Source organism: Paenibacillus sp. CB74, from assembly GCF_055687625.1.
Genome location: NZ_CM146009.1, coordinates 1568488 through 1585849 on the forward strand (window position 1 = coordinate 1568488; position 17362 = coordinate 1585849).

The window sequence follows — 17362 nt, forward strand, 5'->3', positions numbered from 1 at the left end:
CTGCCCACTTTAATCCTCCTCCTTTTTGAACATTCCACTAAATTTCAACTGTGTTAAATTGATAACCATCGCAATGACTAACAGAATGATACCAACTGCAGCTGCGTAACCCAGCTTATTCTGCTCAATCCCTTGTCTATACAGATATCCAACAATGGTTAAGCCAATATTTTGGGGCGATTTGTTACCGTTGAACATCATCAGACTCTCGGTAAACATGGCTAAACCTGCATAAACACTAATTGTGGTAACATATACCGTGGTCGGCTTCAATAATGGCATTGTGATCATTCTAAACTTCTGCCAAGCAGATGCACCGTCAATTGAAGCAGCCTCATAATATTCATTGTCAATGCTTTTCAAACCCGATAGATAGTAAAGCATATTAACGCCTGTCCATCTCCAACATGCGAGGATTAACAGTGCTGCCATACTCCAATTTCCGTCTTTCAAAAATTTAATAGGTTCTACACCAAATAGACCCAGGAAACTGTTCATTAATGAACCTTCCATTTCACCGAATGTCAGGCGGAAAATGGTACCCGCAACTGCGACAGATGTCAATGCAGGGAGAAAGAACGAAGATTTAAAAAACTCTCTTCCCATCATTAACTTACTGTTGATCATAACGGCGAATAACATGGGAAAGGGAATTAACAGCACTAAGGTTCCTAACATGTACACAACGCTATTTTTAATCGATATCAAAAACACTTTATCTGTAAGCAATTTCGAATAATTTGCTTCACCAATCCATTTAGGATCCTGCCCCAACATCCGATCTTGAAAACTCATTATGAATGAATTTACAAGCGGGAAAAACCAGAACATCAAAAATATGAGTATAAATGGCAATACAAAAACATAAGGTGCAACTTTTTGAGAGTATACAAATTTCTTTATCATATTCTCAATCTCCCTTGACTATGGTTAAACCTGCCGACCACTATACCTGCCAACAGGTTTAACCAAATCATTTACGTATTATATTTATTTCAATTCTTGTTCAATGGCTGCTTGTGCTTCATCCAACGCTTCTTTCACGTCTTGGCCATCTTCAAAGATCGCGTTCAAAGTAACCGTATTGAATATATTGCCGATGGTTGGTGAAGCTTTAACGGACTTTATCGCTTGAATTTCGTCCTTGATTTCATTCAAAGTATCAAATGCATTTGTTTTAAAGTATTGGACGTATTCATTTTCAGGATTTTTCGTTACGGCATCATCTTTCCATACTTCCATGTTGATTGGGTCAAATCCAAGTGTATTCCAAATTTCAGTCGTAGCTTCTTTCGAAAGCTTAGCAAAGGCTACAAATTCTTTTGCCAACTGAACGTCTTTACCATTTTTAGTAACAACTGTGCCAGTACCGCCTAAGCCAACGGAACGAGGGTTACCTTCTTCGAATACAGGCAATGGAGCTATTGCATACTTCCCTTTAAGGTCTTTCATTTCGTTTACAAAGCGGGACATGTACCACTCAGGCATTAATGCACTTGCGTAGTTGCCTTTGTTATATTCGCCTTTCGCTTCTTCTGTGTCGGGTTGTCCGCCAGGGATCGTATGAATAACATTGTTCTTCTGCAGATCGACTAACATTTCAAACGCTTTAATCATTTCAGGCGAATTCACTTTTGGATTACCATTTTCATCTGTAAAATCAGCATTTTGCTGAGCGAGTAGCAGCGATGCTTGGAACGAAGCTGACGTATCAGCAGTACCTAAGTACTTGCCAGTCTTTTCGTAAACCTGGATACCTGCTTGTTTGTAATCTTCCCACGTTATGATTTTCTTGTAGTCAACACCTGCTTGTTCGAGAATTTCAGTGTTGTAGAAAGCAAGCGTAGCCCCTACGTGATAATCAAAGCCATAAACCTGATCGTCTTTGGAGTAAATCTCGACACGTGAAGGAACAACAGCGTCTTTGTATGGTGCATATACATCATTCAAAGATTCCAGGGGAACGTTGTCACCTTCCAAGAATTTCGGGAATTTACCTAGCTCAATATCCGCGATATCAGGAGCACCTTTTCCACTTGTAACTGCCAGTAAGAGCTTGTTATGCATATCATCGTAAGGCATAACCGTTACATTTAACTTAATCTGTTTGTCTGGATTCTGTTGGTTCCATAACCCCAGCATTTTATCCAAATGCTTGCCGTGCAAATCTACAAATGTCCAAAATGATAATTCTGTTGCATTCTCACCGGCATTAGCGCCTAATTGACGTGTTTCCGTTTTTGAACCAGAAGGATTACCACATGCAGTAAAAACAAGTGACATAATAAGGAGTGTAACGATGGAGATTAAAGCACTGCGTTTTTTCATTTGTTCGTCATCCTCTCTTTTTGTTATGCATTTGAAAAGTCGGCTGACTAGTTAGTTCTGTTGATTTAAGCGGTTACAATCCATCTTGGCACCACCATCCTTAACATAATTCTAACCTTTCAAAGAAAAGACCCCTTCGCAACAATTTCTTAGACTCCGTACTGTAAGCGCTTAACATGCCGTATTATAATATATATGAAATAGGCTTTATATAACCATTTGATTATAAAATCATAAAGTTTATGGTGAGATGCTACTCTTTGAAAAAGCTGGCGCTCTACAAACAAATTCGAGAAAACTCGCTGACGAAGGATTAATTATACGCGTACAAGGCAAAGGCTCATTCGTCTCTTCAAGTCTTGTTGTTTCTAGCATATACAGATCAAGGTATCTCGATTGACAAAAGCTTGTGGCGTCACATCCCTCTCAACATTCTACGCAGCGAGCATGCATTGGACTATGTAAGCGGATTCTTGCTGAACCACAGTGGAATTTCGGCAGCCTTCTCCTTGACTGAAGAAACAGCACGCCTTACATCGTCCCGCTATCCGTCGTCTGAACGATCACTCCAATATCGATTTGCTATCTTTCGATAATCCACATCTTTCTGGCGTAGCTTATGTGCAGCAGGATGAACAGGAAATGGCACGAACAGCAGTCAAGCTGTTACGTGAACAGATGGATGATACTTATTCTCCTAAGAACGCCATTATTCCCGTGCAACTCATCTTTCCTTGACACGACAATCGTTGCAAGTTCTTGTCCTTAGCTCGGGACACGAACTTGTGCCGATAAAATAAAAAAAGCCGCTTCGATAGCGACTTCAATGGGAATATGTTCTTGTCCCTCGGTATATCCACTTCTAATACAGCAGGATCAGCATTATTTAAGAATATTTATTGGCAAAATGGAAGTCATTTTTTAGATCACGTTTGATTGCTGCTCGTAATGAAGTTGAAACCTTATTTTCATTAGCTATTTCTTTAAGTCTAGTTTGTTTTCTTGCTCAGAGAAAAAAGTCTTATCGTTTATTTATTTCGCGATGTAGGAAACTTATAAATAATTCCTTTGATATGACCTACGAATACAATACCGCACACCTTGCCGGCGTGAGTTTCAACACTCATACTGCGTAGAAGCTGCCGGGCTTTTTGGTGAGAAGCGGGGAAATCCTACAATTCTTCAGAATAAAAAGCTTTAGATACGGATTCCGTAGCTTTATCAATAAAAGCAGCAATTTTACTCGGGCTTTCCTTCAGACCACTACTCACCCACTTTTTAATAATAGCTATACTGCCATGAGCGGTAAACGTATACCAGGACTCAAATAATTGTGGATCAAAATATGTTAATTCCGTCTTCCACCGTTCAATAGTTAAATCGTGACTGATATAAAGGATTCGTTCTAATAATTCTTTATCGCCATGCTCTGAGAACAGAACCTCACATATCGTTTTATTCGCTTTTATGTACTTACATAATTCATAAGATAGCGTTTGAGGGTTGGAAGAACTCATCCCAACTTGCTTAATGTCTTCGTAAAGATCATTTTCAATCGTTGAAAGAAGCTCAAACTGATTAGCATAGTGTGTATAAAAGGTGTTGCGATTAATCCCTGCTTCTCTGCAAATGTCGGTCACTGTAACTTTATTGATAGACCGTTCTGTCAACAGCTTCAACAGGCTTTCTTTGATAACCATTTTTGTATATCTCACTCTGTGATCTGTTTTTTTGTCTGCCATAATATCCTCCCAATTTAAAATAATGAACAAATATAAGGTGGTTTGTCAGATAACTAACATATCTCAATCGAACAGCCTGTTGTTTAAGTAACACAGTGAAATTATAATTTATTTGAACGTTCAATTCTACTTTTTAAACTTAAATGGAGGTAAAATATGGGTGATATAACTGTAGTACCTGTATGGATAATTCAAGATATTATAGTCTTAATTGCTGCTGTTCTAATGGTTTTCTATATCCTGGATAAGGAAACACATCCCAAAACGGTTCTACTGCAGTTTATAGGTTTTGTGTTTTTTTACGCAGCCGTTTTTGAAATTACTGCTTCATCGCTTGGGGAAGGTTTTTACGCTTATGGGCGGAATATTTTAATGTTATTTAATATACCGATTACTGTCCCTATTATTGAGTTTCTGATCATTTATTCAACTTTGCGTGTTCTAAAGTCTGTAAATATACCGTCCTGGACTAAACCATTTATTACGGGATTGAGCGCTATGGTTTTTGACTTTTCACTCGACCCGGTGGCTGTTAAACAGATATTTCAGACTACAGATGGACTCATGGCAAGATGGACTTATTATCCGCTAGCCGGTGAGCCTCAGATCTATGGGGAACCTGTGATGAATTTTACAGGATGGATTTATATAGCGGGATATTGGACCGTCTTTATTCTAATTGGAGAATGGTGGCATAAAAAGAAAGGCTACAGTAAATCAATTGGTTATATCTATCCGTTTCTGGCGGCCATTCTGTCATTAGCGTGTATGTTCTCACCTTTATCTAACTTCTTTAATTATATGGGGCCGTTCTTCGAAAGAACCTCTAATATGCAATGGGTGATGTTGATTACACTTTCTGTAATTACAATCGGAATTTTAGCATTAGCTTTTATAAAGTTTTGGGACCGGAAGGTTAATTATTCAATCACTCCCAAAAAAGATTTTCCAATCATGTTTACTTTTGTTGGGTTCCCCCTAGTCAATACTATATTTTGCATTATAGGAAGTTACACGGAGGTGTTGTGGCTAGTCGCTCTGGCTCAGATCTTCTTATTGCTAGGCTGGATTGGAATTTACATTATGGGTAAAAAAACAAGTCCAATCACGAAATAACCATAAACCCAAGCATTGAGGCAAAGACACACTTTCATTACTGTTCCTTTTCGGTATTTTAATTTTGGTGCTTCTTGCTTACATGAAAAGAAATAGACCGTCCACCCTAAGCTAACAGTCTATTCCGACGACCACCTAGCGGCCGACTGCTCTTAATGTAGTTAATGTACACTGGAGTCGTGTTACAGCACGGCTCCTTACTTATTCTTCAGTTGTCCATAACAATGTGAACATAAATAAGTGTTAACTGATGGGAAATGTTAACACATACTTTTTCTTAATTACCAATTTCGGAGATATGATAAAAAATAGATAGTAATAGTTGATTAGCTGCTTTTTGGTGTTTTCATATGCTCAACAATGTGTTCCAAGCGCTGAATAATCTTCGCTTAGAGAGCAAAGCTTATTTTTAAAGTCACTTTCATTCCGCTGCACATGAACAATAAACTGATCCCTTTCGTGCTGATTTCTAAATAAAAGTATGACTTGAAACAAACTTTTACGCGAAATCCCTTCTTTATCGTTATTCTCAATGTAAAAAAATCGATTAGTTTATGAGCCGTACTACCTTCAAAGAAATATCCAACGATTTGTTTCCCTTAAATTGTGATATCGAATATCAAACTGTCGATTCATCGCATAGGTGTAAAAATTAACTTATCTCTAAACTCAAAACCCAATTTTTAAAGCAGTCTAGTACTTCTTCCAAATTTGTTGCTCCTCCTGCACCGTGAAAGACTCTATCACTCACGATACAGTAGAACCAATCTTCTTCATTTCTCTCTTCTTCGATCATATCAAAAGGAACATCCTCTAAAAAAGTACCTATTAAATCGATTTTGACAGACCAACCGGGATTATCCACAGTATCAATTTTAACACCGTATGAATGCTCCCAATCACCATTACAGTTTTCAAGATACCAGTTTTGAAGCCATTTTAATGTGTTCATCATCTCTACCTCTTCTGCGGAATTTCATCTTTTCTTTATGGTCTAACTCCCCAGGTATTGATTTATTTTTAACATGAGGTGTTGGTACATTTTGCTTTGTTAAATTGTTGATATGTCCTTTTCCATCAAGTGAGCATATTGTCCTTATACAATTTATTTCTAACGACAATATAATTAGTGTTCTATGGCTACCAAATACTTTTCATTTGCCTTTTTATTGATTAAAGCAACTTCAAAATCAGATTCCCATTTAAGTTCGCCTAAATGCTTAGTATAAGCAAATTCATCTGGTTGTTCTGATATGACCTTTTCTAAAAGCACTTGCTTACCATCTCGTTGTAGAATAGATATGAATATATCCATGCTTTCTACATTATGATGGCATATAACTTTAGCAGTGTACTTCATATTAGAACTCCTTACTGTTTTTTTCCAAGTCCATTCATTTACATAACCTAACTCTTCTATCTGTAATGCTATTTCTCTAAATGGATCAATATTCCAACCATTACGTAGAGCGAGTTTCTCGATCCCGTCCATGAGTAGTCGAAGCGTAACCTTTTTTTTCTCCAACTCATGTTTTGCACGAAAGTCATTCAAATTAAATTGGATTGGCGCCGAACAAACACCTGAATCATTAACAATTCTTTCGTCCGAAATATTTTCTACACATTCTATTAGGACTTTCCAACTATCTTTCGTTTTGTATTTCCCGAATAAACGTTCAAACATTGCTGTAATACAGCGAGTTTCCAATCTAAATGAACGTCTTTTCCATTTCCAATTCAATTCATAATCTAATTTTGTTGCCTCGTTGTACTCACATTTTTGTGTTTTCATTATAGATTCAATGCTTTCATCATTCGCAATATATGGTAAGTCTAAGTCAAATGCTTTTAGATACATCTGATTCTTTCCTTCCTGTAATCCCATGGGCGTAGTTTTGATGTATCATTGTACATTGTCCTTGGACATAATCCATTCATTAATTCTACCATAATAAACGTATTCACAAGCTAAAGACCCGCCTGATCCGCAAGGATCCGGCAGGTCTTTTATTGGCCGAATGATATTTGAATATCTATAGATTGCTTTGCGAGATTCGAGCTTCCGATTGCTTTGAAGACGGATCAAAGCTCCTTAAGCTCACTTTGTCATCTTACTTGGACAAGCCGTACGCTTTTCGGATCAGCGAGAAATATTCGTCCGCCTTAACGACCTGAAACTCGGCTCCAAGAGATTCCGTAATCGCCAGCACATCCGATGGGGTCATGCTCCATGCATTAATCCCAACCGAAATAAACGTTGGAGATTTGCCATCCCATTCGGTCTTGGTACGATTCAAAATATCTTTACCATCCTGCACCGTTGAGATGCCTCGCAGAATGGAAACCGGAAAGTTGTCATTCATGATCTGAACATTGGCTTTGTCCTCGCCTGCGAGGAACAGGCCTGGAAGTTTATAGTTCTTCTCATACGCAGCTGCAATCGAATCACTCAGCGGAATGTCTTTTCCAAGTTCACGATTGAGTACAAAAGGGTACGACATGTTAGTTTTCTTCAGATATGAGAAGGTTTGTTTCAGATACGCCGGGAATGTGTCTGTTGGCCAGACATTTGGATTGAAATAACCCACTCCGGATGGGCCTGCAACAAGCTGATCATTTGGCGTCGCGGTTGAACGGTAATAGTTTAGAATGGCAGGCGCTGCATCGTAGAGCAACGGACTGGAAGTCCAGTTGATAGGCACTTTACCCCGAGCGGGATCAGCCCACAGGTTGCGCATATGATTCTGATCGTATTGCAGGTTGTCACCTTCGCCAAAGGTATAGGTTACATAGATTTTGTTCTCCAGCTTGGATTTTATCGGTTTGGGAGCAGGCTGTTGTTTTACGTTTGTTCCTGAAAATACGGTCATGTTATGGAACCAGTCGGAAGGAACAACATAGACACCATGACGAGATGTGAGTTCTATGCCAGCAACTTCGCCTTCAAAATCATTGTCGAACCAACCCAGATAAGGTGTCCCTGGCTTTACATCAGACAGAATCTTCTCAAATAGCGCCTTTTCCTCTGGCACACTGGTAGACAACCAGAACACCATGGCTTTGTTCGCTACAGCATAATCGCGGAGATAGCCATAAGGTTCCTTTTCTTCAGACGAGAGTGGTTGAACATTACTAGCAGATACCTTGTATTGGTTCCACATCTCGATCGATACGGTTAGTTGCTTTGTGTCCGCTGCAGGCTTAAATTCGTATACAAAGTAGTTTCCATTATCTGCGAAGCGGTGATCGCTTCCAGGCAAAAATTTGGAGTTATGTCGGTCATAGAGAAACGCTTCTTCCTCAGAAGAACCCGTTTTGAAATCCGCAATAATCTGTCCATCTGCTTTCACCGTCACTTGATGAACGGCAGGTCCCCAGCCATCCTGAGGAAAGGCATCATTAAAGCGGAGGTAGACCGCTTCTTTTCCCAAATAGGATGACAAGTCATAGTCATAGGTCTTCCTGTTACTTGCATCACGAATCTGTTCCTTCTCCACTCCAACCGTTTGGAATGAATCAAAATTTCCGGACGGAATCGGGATGGAGGTGTTTGGACTCAATCCGACCAACATTCGTTGAGTGGACTGGCTCCAGAGATGCTCATACTGCCAGTTGTATGCATCCATACGATTCTTGAACTTGCCCTGCAAGTCTTCGATTACCGACAGGTGATACGGTGCAGCAGTCAATTGTTGAGCCAATTCAGGACTGGCAACAACAGCATTTTTGAGTCCGGCTAATGTCGTGGCCACGTTAATGGAGTCCGGCAGCTGCGGATCATATACGATAACGCCTTTGATCTCTTTCGCATATTTATTGAAAACATCCATTACGTTGTCATGCTGCTTATAAGGGACGTTCAAGTCCTGCAGCCAAGGGTCTACTTTATTCTGTTGAATGTAGATTCGCGGCTTTTCTCGATTGATTACCCCTTCAAGCGTCGTCAAAAGCAATTTGATATCGCCAGATTCCTCATATACATTCGCCACATCCAAACGTTCTACTTTATTGAAAGTTGGAAGCGCTTGATTTTGGGGCCACTTCAACGAGTTGGTATGCTTCAACTCATCTGTGGCAGCAAATGCACTAGCCGATAACACGGTTGTACAGACCAGGGCAACACACAAAACAGTTAATTTACGAATCATAAAGTTCATATCTCCTTTTAATGTTTTTATGATTTGTTGTGATGTTGCGTCTGTGATGTTCTTCGCGTTCGTCGGATCAACCTCACCTGTCCATTAATTCCTGATGTCAGCGCTGATTTTCCATACAAATTCTCCAGTGTATTTGCGGCATGTAAGTTCATTTCATTCATTCCTTCTTGAATATATGGCGTTATGTTCCATTGGTAAGGCGGCCATAAACGAATACCTGCTTCAATATCATTCACATATAGGCTTGCTGTCTCCCTTATATCTTCGGCTTCCAGCCATAGCTCCTCATTTGCAGCTAAGTTTACGTTAGACAGATCCACCTGCTGCGAGTAGACACCCGTACCTGAATAATAAGGATAGCCAGCAGTATTCCAACATCCACCCGATTGTTCCACATCGGTATTTAACGTCGTATCGTTTTCTATCGCGAACGGACCAATCAGAAATGCTGGGAATGAAATAGCAGGCATCGGTTCCAATAACGAAACCGTCAGAATTTCCAGCTCATTCTCGCCAGCCAACAAATGTGGAGTGATATCTACACTGTCATAATCACCATCCTGCCACGAAGAGCGTCTTAACGCTTTCTGTCGTACCCCATTAACGAATATTTCCAGATTACGCCTACGCTGCAAAAATCCGATATGGGATGGAATGTTCTGATCTACATCATCCAGAAGCAATTCCATCCTGCCCCATGATTCTTCTCCCGCCTTACCGGAACGATCCGAAGCATACCGGGATTGAAGCCGTTCAATCAATTTTGGCGTCATGCCAAACGTCGTGCGATACGTATTTACTTGCCCGGGCATGGTCGCGTTCATCCTGGAATGTCGGTCATTCAACGTAACATGCCATTGATCTAGCAGAAAAACGTTGGGGCCTGCGGTCCTGAACCCCCACTGCTCATCTAGAATGACCTCTACCACATTCGTGGAAAAAGATTTATCTCCTAGGCACGCTTGCTCTGTATACTCCGCATGATCTGTACGTTCTTGCGGAAAAGAGGAGCTCTCTTGGGGGCTTACCGACAGCACACGCAGCTCTCCGGGTACGAATGAAAGGAACGATTCAGCGTCAATGCTGCATACAGTTCCACTCTCCATCTCCCACTCTTCCAAGCCACCTTTCTTTTCATCGCAAATGAGCTTAATGGTCACGGGGTGCTCCGACCAATTCATCAGCCATACATACACCAGATTTCCAATTCTGCGTTCGACGCTAATCAAATCGTCAGACTGACCTTCAATCCAATCCCATCGTATTACCGGTGGTTCTCTGATCAACTCCCCGAATTGAATACAAAACGCTTCGAGTTGATCCAGACGCTGACTCTGACCGCCTTGATGAACAGCGTCATCCATGGAATAAAAGAGGCTGTGCCCCTTGCCAACAGCACGTAATTTTCCGTGCGGCGGATCGGAACCAAACAGCTGCTGGATATCCTTCAACAACACCGGATCATGCCGCAAAGATTCACTATGCTGCGGAATCGTACCTATCGCAATTAACGTGCCGCCCTGGTTAACAAAGGATACAAGCCTGGCTGCAACATCCCTTGACATCACCTCTATCTCCGGCATAATGACCATCGAATAGCCATGACCATCTCCATCAAATTGCAAACCCTCTCCTTCAACAAGGAGCGCTTCGCGAAGCTGGCATTCATCCACATAGTCGTAGTCGATAGATGATCGCAGCAAGCGATCTGACAAAAGCGAGAACAGCACATCTGATGCAGGATGCATATCCGCTTCGCCTGATGTGAACATGGTTTCATATACCGTATGGATAGGCGATAACAGCAGAACTTCTGGCATTCGTTTTCCTTTTGCTCCAAGCAGACTCAATCGCCCTATATAATCGGCAAAAGCACGATAATGCAGCCAATGGGGTGCATGTTTGAATTCAGTCGGCGGAAAGTCGGTCTTCCGATACCCGGCAAACGAATAATAGAATGCATGCGGAATAAACAGATTAACTCCCAAAAAGGCCATAAAATTGGCATCAAGTCGCCGCTGGCGCATGGAATAACCATGACCACTTGCACCAAAGGCTTCACAGATCACCCGCTCCTTCCTGTTCAGCTGCGCGACAGAAGCAGCCGTCTTGACGGACACAATGCGATGCGGATTTGCCTTTGACCCGATGCCGGGAGTGAGATAATCCACGCCTGCATAGTGGAATTGCTGCAATACCCTGGTCTGATTGCCCTGAGATCGAGCCTGCCCCCAGACAGGCTCCTCCAGCGTATGACCGATATAGAGCAGACCGGATTGTTCACACCATGTACGAATCGCTGCATGATATCCATCCACGTACCAGCGGGTGATCGTATCATAATATCCCTGTCTTGCGGATCGGCTGCCGTCTGCCATGGGATACAACAATGCCCCCAACCGCGGGATTAGATCATAACCATTCTCTTGCTGATATCGTTCAGCCATTCCCTCGGTCCAAGCGAAGACGAGGCCGGGCAACGTAGCATCCACATCATGAACGGCGGTTCGGATGGCCTCCACCCCGAAGAAGCCATCGTGAATCATAAGACCCGGCTCGTCAGTAAACACCCCTTGAATGGTTGATCCGTAATAGGGCTTTAATGCCAGAAACGGTTCATAAGACATCTGAATGAAAGACTGAACCGCTTCAGGATTCAATGTATCCAGGTAATACCCTTTAGCGAAGGTGATTCCCTCGGCAATCTCACAGGACCAGCAAGCGAGAACAATATAAGAATCATGGGCGTGACCCGGACTCCACTCCTCTCCCCAATAATGCGTGATATTTTCCGGTTCATCATGAAGCAACCACTCTCCATCGCGGTTAACCGCGCGATAGGCCAGGATGGCAATCAGCTCATTGTGATCATGGGAGGCAAAATCCAGCTTCAAGCTTTCCGGCGGCGCATCTCGCACATATCGCTTTTCCTCTATTCTCAAATAACGCATGCGATATTCCGGTTGTTCCCGTGTCAGTCTGCCGCCCAAGGTTCCGCTCGGCCAATTCTCCTCATCGTACAGCCAGACGACCATATTCCGTTTCTTGCATTCTGCTGTGCAAAACTCCAGCACATCCATAAATTCCGGCGAGAGATATGGGATTAGCATTCCGTGCCGGGCATGCAGAACCACACCGCCGGCACCCGCTTCATACATGGATTGAATCTGACGCTCCAGTTCGGTCTTCTCCAGCGCATGATTCAGAAACCAGAAAGGCTGCGGACGATAAGTTGCATCCGGATTCGCAAATTGCTGCTTGAGCTGATGTAAATGATCACAGATTTCCTCTGTGCCTGCCTTCATATTCACTACCTGCCTTCACACCCATTAGTCTGTAGACTGTCTCATGAGTAATTGGATAAAGAAGCCGCCGACCACAGAACGATTCTGAAAATTCATCTGCTTAGCGGTGATCGTGTCATACCAATCCGTTACGGGAACACGAGATGAGGTTTCGTTCATGAAATCCCACAGCGGTGAAATGAAAGACTCAAACTGCGCTTTCGTTGAACTCATGGAGGCACACCATACCAGCCAATCGGATTTGGTATACGTTTCACGGCTATCCAGCGGCAAGCCATAGCGGTTTTGTTTGTGCATGTAATATTCAAGTTCTTTGGCGGCGATCTCTTTCGGGAACAGGTGCAGGTCGAGCAGATGATCCCACACCAGATTGTACTTCATGCTCCATGACTCGGTTGGACTGTCAAACGTCAGCTTATAATGGTCCCCGGCATCTGCCATGGACACCCACTCCTGAGCCATGTTCCGAGCTTCCTCCAGGTACTTCGCCCCTTCCTGCAAACCGAGCTTTTCACACAGGTAGGAATACGCAGCAATACCCAATATGGCCTTGATCGATAAATTGGTATTGTGCGCCAGATGCCCGGCGAAGTCATCCGTGCACAGCTGGTTTACAGGATCGAGTCCATTGTGCAGCAAATAATCTGCCCATCGCGTAAGAGGTTCCCAATGCTGCCGAGCAAATTCGATATCTCCCTCATATTTGCTGACCGCCGCAGCCATCAGCAGCATATTGCCGCATTCCTCAATCGGCATCTGGTATTCCAGCTTATTCTCACCGTACACCTGACCGTTGGCCCTAGGGTAGGTTCCTACATCATGAGGAGCAAAATCAAACGTCCAATCCGGGCTCATCGCATACTTGTAAATTGGACGCATCATGCCCTTGATCAGTTCAGGGTTGTATCTCAGGAATAATGGGATCGAAGGGTAACTGACATCCACCGTAGCGATACATCCGTTGCTGAAATTCTCTTTGGAGAAAAATAAAACATTCCCCTCCTCATCGGCAACCAGCTTATGCGCTGCAATCGCCTGTCTGTAGGTTAGCGCCACAATATCCCGGTATTTCTCACCGCCTGCGGCCTGACTCTCTGCCATGAGTTCAAGATTAAAGCTGTCACAGCGCTGCTGAATCTCTTCGTATTGTTGAGCTGCCAGTAATAGCATTTCATGAAACGTTAATCCATTTCTTTTCCAATAGGCATGTAAAGGCTGTTGAAAATATTCAATCGCATGGATATCGTCATACGCAAGCATGAGAAATTCGGATATCGGTTCGTCCCGGACAGCCCCCAGATCGATCTCGGCGGCCATAACCGGCATGTTGTCCGATACAGCTCGCGGCTGAGGATGATCATCTTCAATAGGCAATTGTCCAGTGCGTGCATACTGCTCACGGCCTGTTACTGAATGAATGGCCGTCTGGATATCGGAAGATTGGGGAACAGCCAGAACCATATATCCCCAATCGATTCGTGTATCATCACCGGCAAGCTGTAATACGGGCTGATCCACAGTGCCCATGGACATGACATTCCATTGCCCCTCAATCACATGGCGTTCCCATGTAATGTGTTGATCGGATGTGTTTACACACCATTCACCTGTCACATCAAAATATATTTTGACTTGATGGGATGCCCCATCAATGGATTTGGCCTGAAAAGTCAAATACGTCACCGGCCTGGATAACAGGTCCAGATCATCCAGCAATAAAGGTGTATGGAACTGAACATGAAGTTCAATTCCTTCCCCTTGAAACGTATATCGAGTCGTTACAGGCTGGACAGTCAGGTTGGTCTGCACCAGCACTTCAGGTTCCTGGACAGCTGTACGCTCCTCCGATCCCACTTTCCCCATAAATCGTCGAAGCTTTCCATCGATCACCGCCAAGCCCACCATGCCATTCGTTTTGTTCGTCCAATGCCGGGTATGATCTTCATACAGATGGTCCGCGGCTGACCATACGCTAAAATAAGGGTCCACAGTAACCAGAGGTACGGAAGGTGGTCTGAACTCAGTCGTCATATGAATGCAACTCCTTCAAATTAAAATTAAGAATATGGGGGGTGATCAGTTCGGCATCTGAACGGTAACTACGTCTTTCCCTTTCAAGTTTTCGTTCGTAAACTGCATGGCTTGATCATATCCGGTCTTTCGAAGCTGCTCGCGAAGCTCGTTGATAATGCCCAACGCCGCTTCATCCGATTTCGCAAAGATGGCTTCCTTCCAGGCATCACCCATCCGGTCCATGGAAGGCTTCAGCATCTCCCATTCCGGTGCTTTGGTAATCACATCGCCCGGGTTATAGGCTGTAATGACATGAATGCCATTAGGACGCAGAATTTTTCTGGCTTGTTCCATGGCATCCAGCCGTTTCTGATCGGCCCAGATATCTCCGCCTGCGACCGAATTGATTCGATCAGGCCCCGTGATGGATTCCAAACCAATGGAAATGCCTTCGTTCTTGCGAACTTTACCCGATTGATCTGCCGTAAATTTATCGAACCACTCCTTTTTGGCAACAGGTTTACCCTCCTTCATATCCCAATGAACGCCCTGCACTCCGTATCTTGCCAGCATAAATCCTTCATCGGAAGCCATGTAATCGAGGAACTTCAGCGCCGCATCTACACATGCGCCCTTGCAGTTTTTGGTGATCACTGTTACGTTGTTGCCCTGAATGCCCAGATCCGCAGGGCGATTCGGTTCAACATCTGCACGCTCTAAAGGGCCGATCGGGATGTAATCGCTTCCAGGGTGTGAAGTAACATATTCTTTGGAGGCATCCAAAATGGCCGGATAGTGTGCGGCCAGAGTGGCGATGCGGCCCTGATTGATTTTCTCCTTGGCGATCGGGTCAGTTTGGGTGAATGCTTCCGGGTCCATTAACCCTTCTTCAACCAATTTCCGATAGAACAGGGTGTATTCTTCATAACCTTTGGTGAAAAAGTTATGCTCTACCGTTCCGTCACCTTTGTCAACATAACTGCCACCCGAATTGAACATGGTATTGCCGATGCCGACGGACCAGCCGTTGCTGAAGCCACCCAGTGGAAAGACCGGCTGCCCGTTCTCTTGCAGATTGGCATCCTTGATTGCTTTGAGGAAGTTATAGAATTCCTCCTTTGTCACGACCGATTGAGGGTCTATACCCACCTTATCCGCGATATCCTTGCGAACATAGAAGCCGTACAGCCAATCCATGCCATCTTCATTCTGGGCAGGCTGGTTTTGCAGGAGTAGATATTTTTTGCCGTCATAGGCATTAATCGCTTTTTCGTAGAGCGCTGGGGGTACATTTTCTTCAGCAATGGATTTCGCGAGGTTAGGATAGTCCCCCAATTTGTCGGAAATATCGACGAGCTGCCCTTCTTTGGCCGCCTTGATAATGCCATCCAGCTCACCTCCCCATGCGGGTCCGGTATAGATATCCGGCAGATCCTGCGTGGCAAATATCTGGTTTACCTTCTCGGTCTCACTGCCTTTGGTATACTCCCAATCCAGCGTGACGCCAGTCTTCTCCTTGATGACTTCTTCCACAGGCGTTATTCCGTTGTCCGAACCACCTGAACCGTTCCAGTTGTGCAATATTTTGAGCTTGTATGAACCATCAGCTGCTTCTCCGCTATTCCCGTTTCCTGATGAATCCGTGCATCCGCTCAACGATCCTCCAACCAAGATGGACACGAGTAATACGGATACGCCTTTCGACCAAATTCGGTTCAAACCAATCGCCTCCTGAAATATGATGATGAATGATCTGGGTCAAGCCTGATAAAACTCAGCAAATTCCAGGTTAGGATCACCTAACCTTTCACCGAACCGATCATCACTCCTTTTACGAAATATCGTTGCAGGAACGGGTAGATACACAGGATCGGGAAGACGGTAATGACAAGCAAAGCCATACGCAGGGATTCGGGTGTCGCACCCGCTCCGCCTGAACTGCCAATCGTCTGCCCGCCCTGTTGTGCTGCGCGCTGCATCGAATTGGACAGCGACTCCGCTTCGGTCAGCATCTCCTGCAAGAGGGTTTGCACCGGAATCAGATCCTTGTTGGATACATAGTAGGCACCCGAGAACCAGTCATTCCAGTGGGCGACCCCAATGAAGAGGGAGATGGTTGCCAGTACGGGTCCCGAGAGAGGCAGAATGATGCGAATGAAGATTTGAAAATCCCCGTACCCGTCAATGTGGGCTGATTCCTCCAGCTCTTCGGGAATTCCTTGCAGAAAGGTCCGGATAATGATGATATGCATGAAGTTGAATAACAGCGGCAAGACGTACACCCAGAAGGTATTGATCAGATGCAGCTTCTGAAGCGTAATGAAGAACGGGATGAATCCGGCACTGAAAATCGTAGGCAAAAAGATGTAAAAGGTGAAAAATGAACGGCCCGGCAATGATTTTTTTGAGAGCGCGTAAGCCATCAATGTACACAGAATCACATGAAGGAACGTACCCAGCACGGTTCGCATGATGGTGATCTGGTACGCCTTCCAGATGCGTGCATTATCAAATACCTGGGCATAGTTCTCCAATGTAAATTGGCGTGGAAGGAAATAGATCGCGCCCTGCATGGAATCTTTGCCGTCATTCAGCGAGTACGCCAGGATGTAAATAAACGGGTAGATCATGGAGAATCCGACCAAAGCGAGAATGGTATAGTTTATAACTGAAAATAAGGACCATTTGCGTGTCATCACAT

The 17362-nt window shown here is 43.8% G+C and carries 11 protein-coding genes and 1 pseudogene; 2 read left to right on the forward strand and 10 right to left on the reverse strand.

The genetic code is table 11. The annotated features are described in order from the left end of the window. Nucleotides 1-9 precede the first annotated feature (9 nt). The 3 genes from ACX9NY_RS07180 to ACX9NY_RS07190 all read right to left on the reverse strand — a co-directional run bounded on the left by ACX9NY_RS07180 (nucleotide 10) and on the right by ACX9NY_RS07190 (nucleotide 4070). Nucleotides 10-906, reverse strand: coding sequence for a carbohydrate ABC transporter permease (locus ACX9NY_RS07180; RefSeq protein WP_472477818.1), 897 nt, complete (start codon nucleotides 904-906; stop codon nucleotides 10-12). Between the two features lie 84 nt (nucleotides 907-990). Then, complete coding sequence (locus tag ACX9NY_RS07185; RefSeq protein WP_472477820.1) at nucleotides 991-2328, reverse strand: ABC transporter substrate-binding protein; 1338 nt, start codon at nucleotides 2326-2328, stop codon at nucleotides 991-993. A 1172-nt stretch (nucleotides 2329-3500) separates the two neighbouring features. Next, a complete protein-coding gene (locus tag ACX9NY_RS07190) occupies nucleotides 3501-4070 on the reverse strand; it encodes a TetR/AcrR family transcriptional regulator (RefSeq protein ID WP_342570099.1) in 570 nt (189 codons plus the stop codon). Between the two features lie 156 nt (nucleotides 4071-4226). On the opposite strand from ACX9NY_RS07190, the gene ACX9NY_RS07195 reads away from it, so the two are divergent. Then, the gene (locus tag ACX9NY_RS07195) at nucleotides 4227-5186 is read left to right on the forward strand and encodes a hypothetical protein (RefSeq protein ID WP_472477822.1); all 960 of its coding nucleotides are present in this window, start codon (nucleotides 4227-4229) and stop codon (nucleotides 5184-5186) included. A 25-nt stretch (nucleotides 5187-5211) separates the two neighbouring features. After that, a pseudogene (locus tag ACX9NY_RS07200) lies at nucleotides 5212-5301 on the forward strand (hypothetical protein); the annotation flags it as partial. Between the two features lie 537 nt (nucleotides 5302-5838). On the opposite strand, the gene ACX9NY_RS07205 reads toward ACX9NY_RS07200, so the two are convergent. The 7 genes from ACX9NY_RS07205 to ACX9NY_RS07235 form a co-directional block, all read right to left on the reverse strand. Beyond that, a complete protein-coding gene (locus tag ACX9NY_RS07205) occupies nucleotides 5839-6141 on the reverse strand; it encodes an immunity 53 family protein (protein WP_472477824.1) in 303 nt (100 codons plus the stop codon). A 171-nt stretch (nucleotides 6142-6312) separates the two neighbouring features. Then, complete coding sequence (locus tag ACX9NY_RS07210; RefSeq protein WP_472477826.1) at nucleotides 6313-7044, reverse strand: hypothetical protein; 732 nt, start codon at nucleotides 7042-7044, stop codon at nucleotides 6313-6315. Between the two features lie 253 nt (nucleotides 7045-7297). Continuing rightward, entirely contained in the window at nucleotides 7298-9334 is a 2037-nt protein-coding gene (locus tag ACX9NY_RS07215) for a GxGYxYP domain-containing protein (protein WP_472477827.1), read from the reverse strand. 26 nt (nucleotides 9335-9360) lie between these two features. Continuing rightward, entirely contained in the window at nucleotides 9361-12648 is a 3288-nt protein-coding gene (locus tag ACX9NY_RS07220) for a glycosyl hydrolase (RefSeq protein ID WP_472477829.1), read from the reverse strand. Between the two features lie 24 nt (nucleotides 12649-12672). Next, a complete protein-coding gene (locus ACX9NY_RS07225; protein ID WP_472477830.1) occupies nucleotides 12673-14679 on the reverse strand; it encodes a glutaminase family protein in 2007 nt (668 codons plus the stop codon). Nucleotides 14680-14724: 45 nt separating this feature from the next. Beyond that, nucleotides 14725-16380, reverse strand: coding sequence for an extracellular solute-binding protein (locus ACX9NY_RS07230; protein ID WP_342570090.1), 1656 nt, complete (start codon nucleotides 16378-16380; stop codon nucleotides 14725-14727). Between the two features lie 80 nt (nucleotides 16381-16460). Further along, the gene (locus ACX9NY_RS07235) at nucleotides 16461-17357 is read right to left on the reverse strand and encodes a carbohydrate ABC transporter permease (RefSeq protein ID WP_091020055.1); all 897 of its coding nucleotides are present in this window, start codon (nucleotides 17355-17357) and stop codon (nucleotides 16461-16463) included. Nucleotides 17358-17362 lie beyond the last annotated feature (5 nt).